Origin of the sequence: Streptomyces sp. NRRL B-24572 (assembly GCF_002156145.1) — a bacterium.
GTDB classification, from domain to species: Bacteria; Actinomycetota; Actinomycetes; order Streptomycetales; family Streptomycetaceae; genus Streptomyces; species Streptomyces vietnamensis.
This window is the reverse complement of sequence record NZ_MWIG01000724.1, coordinates 1-5,763: the sequence shown is the minus strand read 5'-3', so window position 1 is coordinate 5,763 and position 5,763 is coordinate 1. Positions and strand designations below refer to the sequence as shown.

Below are 5,763 nucleotides of genomic sequence, written 5' to 3'. Positions count from 1 at the left end.
GAGGCCGCCGAGGTCCTCGGCCTCGCCGACGACGAGGACGGCGAGACCTGGGCCGGCGACGCCTGGCGGCTCGCCGTCGACACCGGACTCGTCGCCGTCGAGGACGGACAGGCCGCGGAGGGCGCCGAGGACGAGGACCTTCCCGGGCGGGCCGGTCCCGGCGAGAACCTCGCACTGGTCACGGGCGGTTCGCCTCAGGACGTCCTCGGCCTCTGGCTGGACGGCTTCGACGCCGTCTTCGCCGACGCCGTCGCCCCCGTCCTCGACGACCTGGACGCGATCGTCGGCGAGGACGGCGAGATCGACTTCGAGGCGCTCGACTGGGACCCCGAGGTCGAGGCCGACTTCCTGGAGGGCGTCCTCGGCAACCTCTACCTGCTGACCGTCAGCGAGGGCGGCGCCGGCGAGGGCCCCGTGCCGCTGCCCGCGCTCGCCGCGTCGATGGTCGTCCCCGACGACATGGGCGAGCCCACCGACGACGTCCTGGAGCAGGTCTCCGACGCGATGATGCGGCTCGACGAGCAGTTCCGGCTCCTCGAACCCATCGGACTCGTCGAGTACCAGCCCGTCGACGAGGCCCTGATGGCCGAGGAGGACGAGGAGCCCGCGCCGCCCGTCGACGACGAGGACGTCACCCGCTACGGCATGGTCAGGCTCACCCCGCTCGGGCTCTACGGCGTCCGGGCCCGGATGCTGGAGGCCGGCGTCGACGCGCCCGCCGTCGGCGACCTGACGGACAAGGGTGCCGACGCCCTCCTCGACGGGATCGCCGGCTACCCGGAGGCCGCGGCCCGCGAGGAGACCGCCGCGTGGCTGGCCGGCCGCGACGCGCTCGACGCGGCCCGCGAGCTGCTGCACGCCGCGCGGGGCGCCGACGCGGGCTCCCCGCTCCGCCGCCTCCACTGCCAGCAGACCCTCTCCCTGGTCGGCGCCGAGGCGGAGCCCGCCGTCCGCGAGGTCCTCGACGACGCCGAACTCGGCGGCCTCGCCCGGGTCTGGCTCGCGGAGCGCGGCGCGGCGGACGTGCCCGCGCCGCCGGAGTCGATGATCTTCTGGCTGGCGATCGACACGATCGCGGCCCAGCTCGACTCGGCCGGAGAGCTGGAGGAGCTCCAGGAGCTGATCGAGGGCCTCACCGGCCGCCACAGCGGCTTCTTCGAGGCGGCCTGGCGGGTGGAGCACCCGGCGACGGCGGAGGTCCTGGAGGCGATGGGCCGCCTGCACCGGGACAAGTCCGCGGCGAAGGAGGCCCGCAAGGCCGCCTTCAAGGCCCGCTCCCGGTCGGGGGCGTCGGGCTCCTGACGCGGGGTCACCGACACCGGGAGCGGTCTCGGCGCGGCGCGCGCCCGGCGGGGCAGCTGCCGGGGCGCGGCACTCCGGCCCGGGAGCCCGGCTGCGGGGAGGCGCCCTGGCGGTGCCCGCTGTGGTGTGGCGCCCCGACAGCGCCTGCTGGGGGCGTGGCGGCCCCCGGTGGTACCCGCCGGAGCGGGGCCCCCGGCGGGGGCGGGGCCGAGCGATGCTCGGGCCGGTGCGGGAGCGCCCCGCGGGGCCGCCCGGGCGTCATGCCCGGTGGTGTTCCCGTGGCGTTCAAGCGGCGTTCGTGGGAGCGCGGGAGGGTGGCGCGCGAGATCCGGCCACCACAGGGAGACCCCACCACCATGCCGATCAATCGCAGAGAGTTCGCCAAGCAGTCCGCCGTCGCCGGTGCGGGCCTCGCCCTCACCGGCGTCGTCGGGGCTCTCGCCACCGCCCCCGAGGCGCTCGCCTCCGACGAGCCGGAGGCGTACGGTGCGGGCCACGGTCACGGCCACGACCTCGGGTACGGCCCGCTCGTCGCCGACCCCGACGGGATGCTCGCCCTGCCCGAGGGCTTCTCGTACCGCGTCGTCACCCACAGCGGCGTGACCCGCCTGGAGTCCGGCGAGTTCACGCCCTCCAACCACGACGGCACCGCCGCCTTCGACGGCCCGCGCGGCACCACGTACCTCGTCAACAACCACGAGCTCAAGGGCCCCCGCGCCAAGTGGGAGCACCCCGTCCCGCTCACCGAGGGCCTCGTCTACGACCCGGCCGCGGCCGGCGGCTGCACCGTCGTCGAGGTGCACCGCGACGGCACCGTCGCCGAGTGGGTCGGCGTCGCCGGCACCTCCACCAACTGCGCCGGCGGCCGCACCGCCTGGGGCACCTGGCTGACCGGCGAGGAGACCGAGGACCTGGCCGGCAAGAACGGCATGACCAAGGACCACGGGTACATCTTCGAGGTCGACCCGTACGACCGTGACGCCAACCTCGAACCCGAGCCGATCAAGGCCTTCGGCCGCTACGCCCACGAGGCCGTCGTCGTCGACCCCAAGCGCGGCCACGCCTACCTCACCGAGGACGCCGCCGGCCCCAACGGGCTGCTCTACCGCTGGGTGCCGCCGCAGGACTTCGAGCACGGCCGCGGCAAGCTCCGCACCCTCGCCGACGACGCCGGTGAGCTCCAGGCCTTCAAGTGCATCGACTCCTCGGGCCGCTTCGTGGACGACCTGTCCCGCGCCACCCGGATCGGCACCGTCTACGGCGTCGACTGGGTCGACGTCCCCGACCGCGACGGCCGCACCACCTCCGTCCGCAAGCAGTTCACGGACGGCCAGGTCACCCGCGCCCGCAAGCTGGAGGGCATGTGGTGGGGCGACGGCGGCGCGTACATCGTCTCCTCCTACGCGCGCGAGGAGAGCCCCGGCGCCGCGCACGACGGCCAGGTCTGGTTCTACGACCCGAAGCGCCGCACCCTCACCCTCAAGGTGCTCCTCGGGGTGAACGCCGCCCCGGACGAGGACGGCGCCTTCGACGGCCCCGACAACATCACCGTCTCCCCGTACGGCGGGCTCGTCATCGCCGAGGACGGCGAGGGCGTCCAGCACCTCTTCGGCGCGACCGACTCGGGCCGCACCTACCCGATCGCCCGCAACGACCTCAACGACAGCGAGTTCACCGGCGTGACCTTCTCGCCCGACGGCGACACGCTGTTCGCCAACATCCAGACCCCGGGCATCATGGTCGCGATCACCGGCCCCTGGCGGCGCCAGCCCCGCCGCTGAGGCCGAAACCGATCCGTGGTCAGTTCCATGGACTGACATCTAACATGTCAGTCCATGGACGCACTGCGGCCCGTGGGCCGGACCCTGCTGCGCGACCGGGCGTACGAGGCGCTGCGCGAGGCCATCGTGCGCGGGGACCTCGCGCCCGGCGCGCCGCTGAAGGACGCCGATCTCGCCGAACGGCTCGGGCTCTCGCGCGCACCCGTGCGCGAGGCCCTGGCCCGGCTCGGCGACGAGGGGCTCGTCGAGTCCAAGCCGCAGAGCTACACCCGGGTCACCCGGCCGGTCAGCCGGGTCGTCCGGGACGCCGCCTCGGTGGTGCGGGTGATGCACGAGCTCGCCGCCAGGACCGGCGTCCCGCTGCTCGGCCCCGAGGGCATCCGGACCATGCGCGAGGCCAACGAGCGCTTCGCGGCGGCCGTCCGCGCCTCCGACGTGGAGGCCGCGCTCGACGCCGACGACGAGCTCCACCAGGTCCTCGTCGTCGCCAGCGGCAACCACGCCGCCGCCGCCACGATCGCCCGCTACACCCCCTTGATCCGCCGCGTCGAGCGGCGTCTCTTCGGCGACGCCGGGAGCTGCGGATCGGCCGAACTGCACACCCGGCTCATCGAGGCGTGCGAGGCGGGGGACGCGGAGGAGGCGGTGCGGGTGACCACGGAGATCTGGGCCGCCCTGGAGCAACTCGCGGACGACGCCATCGAGGTGGCCGAGGTCACCGGCATCCCCGCGACGCCGGCCCCGGGGGCCGGAGGGAGCGCCGGCGGGAGGTCCGCCGGGGCCCGCGGGCCCGCACACGCGGTGGCCTTGGCGGCCGGGGAGCCCGCTGGCGGGGAGCCCGCTGGTGGGGAGCCCGCGGCCGGTGAGCCCGTTGGTGGTGAGTCCGCCGACGGGAGGCCTCCGCACGCGAAGCCCTCCGCGGCCGGGGACCCCGCAGCCGAGAAACCCGTGCCCGTGGAGTCCCCGGCCCCGTAGGGCCGCCGTGCGTCCAGGACCGTCGAACCGTCGCCGTCACCCACCGGGAGCCGCTTTGCCGATCACCGACTTCGACCGCTACCCGCTCCTCTTCGGACCCTCCCCGGTCCACCCGCTCGAACGGCTCAGCCACCACCTCGGCGGCGCCGCCCTCTGGGCCAAGCGCGAGGACTGCAACTCCGGTGTCGCGTACGGCGGGAACAAGACCCGCAAGCTGGAGTACCTGGTCGCCGACGCCCTCGCCCAGGGCTGCGACACCCTCGTCTCCATCGGTGGCGTCCAGTCCAACCACACCCGCCAGGTCGCCGCCGTCGCCGCCCGCGCCGGCCTCAAGTGCGTGCTCGTCCAGGAGAGCTGGGTCGACTGGCCCGACTCCGTCTACGACAAGGTCGGCAACATCCTCATCAGCCGCCTCGCGGGCGCCGACGTGCGCCTGGTGAAGGCCGGCTTCGGCATCGGCTTCAAGGAGAGCTGGGAGCAGGCCCTGCGGGAGGTCGAGGAGGGCGGCGGGAAGCCGTACGCGATCCCCGCCGGCGCCTCCGACCACCGGCTCGGCGGCCTCGGCTTCGCGAACTGGGCCTACGAGGTGGCCGAGCAGGAGCGGGAGCTCGGCGTCTTCTTCGACACCGTCGTCGTCTGCTCGGTGACCGGCTCCACCCAGGCCGGCATGGTCGCGGGCTTCGCCGCGCTCGCCGAGGAGGGCGGCCAGGCCCGCCGGATCATCGGCATCGACGCCTCCGCAAAACCCGTGCCGACGCGCGAGCAGATCACCCGGATCGCCCGGAACACCGCCGCCCTCATCGGCGTCGAGCGCGAGGTGACGGCGGCCGACGTCGAACTCGACGAGCGCTACCACGCCGGGGTGTACGGCGTCCCGGACGAGACCACCCTCGACGCGATGCGGGTCGCCGCCCGCACCGAGGGCATGGTCACCGACCCCGTCTACGAGGGGAAGTCGATGGCGGGCCTGGTCGACCTGGTGGACCGGGGAGAGATCGGCCGGGACTCGACCGTGCTCTACGCCCACCTCGGCGGCCAGCCCGCCCTCAACGCCTACAGCGCGCTGTTCTGACGCGAACGGGGCCGGCCGCTCAGAGCGCCTGGGCGGCCGGCTTCACCATGCCCCGGACGGTCCGCGACTTCACGAACTCGCCCATCGCCGTCATCTCCCACTCGCCGGAGAACTGCTTGATCAGCTTGGCCATCATCACGCCGGTCTGCGGCTCGGCGGAGGTGAGGTCGAAGCGGACCAGCTCCTCGCCCGTCGCCGCGTCGATCAGCCGGCAGTAGGCCTTGGCGACCTCGGTGAACTTCTGGCCGGAGAAGGAGTTGACCGTGAAGACCAGTCCGGTGGCGTCGGCGGGGAGGCGACCGAGGTCGACGACGATCACCTCGTCGTCGCCCGCGCCCTCGCCCGTGAGGTTGTCGCCGGAGTGCTTGATCGAGCCGTTCAGGATGGACAGCTTGCCGAAGTAGCAGCTGTCCAGGTGGTTGCGCTGCGGGCCGTACGCGATGACGGAGGCGTCCAGGTCGATGTCCTTGCCCCGGTAGGCGGGCTCCCAGCCGAGGCCCATCTTGACCTGGGAGAGCAGCGGGCGGCCGCCCTTGACCAGGGAGACCGTCTGGTTCTTCTGGAGGCTGACCCGGCCCTTGTCGAGGTTGATCTTTCCCGTGGAGACGGGGGCGGCGGCCGGGGCCGGGGCCC

Annotated in this window: 4 protein-coding genes and 1 pseudogene; 4 read left to right on the top strand and 1 reads right to left on the bottom strand. The window is 74.0% G+C overall.

What is annotated here, in order from left to right:
• From CCN56_RS34545 to CCN56_RS34530, 4 genes and pseudogenes are all read left to right on the top strand, one after another.
• On the top strand, positions 1-1,302 hold a 1,302-nt coding region (locus CCN56_RS34545; RefSeq protein ID WP_086831754.1), incomplete at its 5' end, for a hypothetical protein.
• A 356-nt stretch (positions 1,303-1,658) separates the two neighbouring features.
• The gene (locus tag CCN56_RS34540) at positions 1,659-3,083 is read left to right on the top strand and encodes an alkaline phosphatase PhoX (RefSeq protein ID WP_086831753.1); all 1,425 of its coding nucleotides are present in this window, start codon (positions 1,659-1,661) and stop codon (positions 3,081-3,083) included.
• Between the two features lie 54 nt (positions 3,084-3,137).
• Positions 3,138-3,776: pseudogene (locus CCN56_RS34535) on the top strand (GntR family transcriptional regulator); the annotation flags it as partial.
• 337 nt (positions 3,777-4,113) lie between these two features.
• Positions 4,114-5,130 carry a 1-aminocyclopropane-1-carboxylate deaminase gene (locus CCN56_RS34530; RefSeq protein ID WP_086831752.1) on the top strand — a complete coding sequence of 339 codons (1,017 nt, stop codon included), beginning with the start codon at positions 4,114-4,116 and terminating at the stop codon, positions 5,128-5,130.
• Positions 5,131-5,149: 19 nt separating this feature from the next.
• Here CCN56_RS34530 and CCN56_RS34525 read toward each other — a convergent pair.
• Positions 5,150-5,763: TerD family protein (locus tag CCN56_RS34525; RefSeq protein ID WP_179200085.1), on the bottom strand; the 614-nt coding region annotated here is incomplete at its 5' end.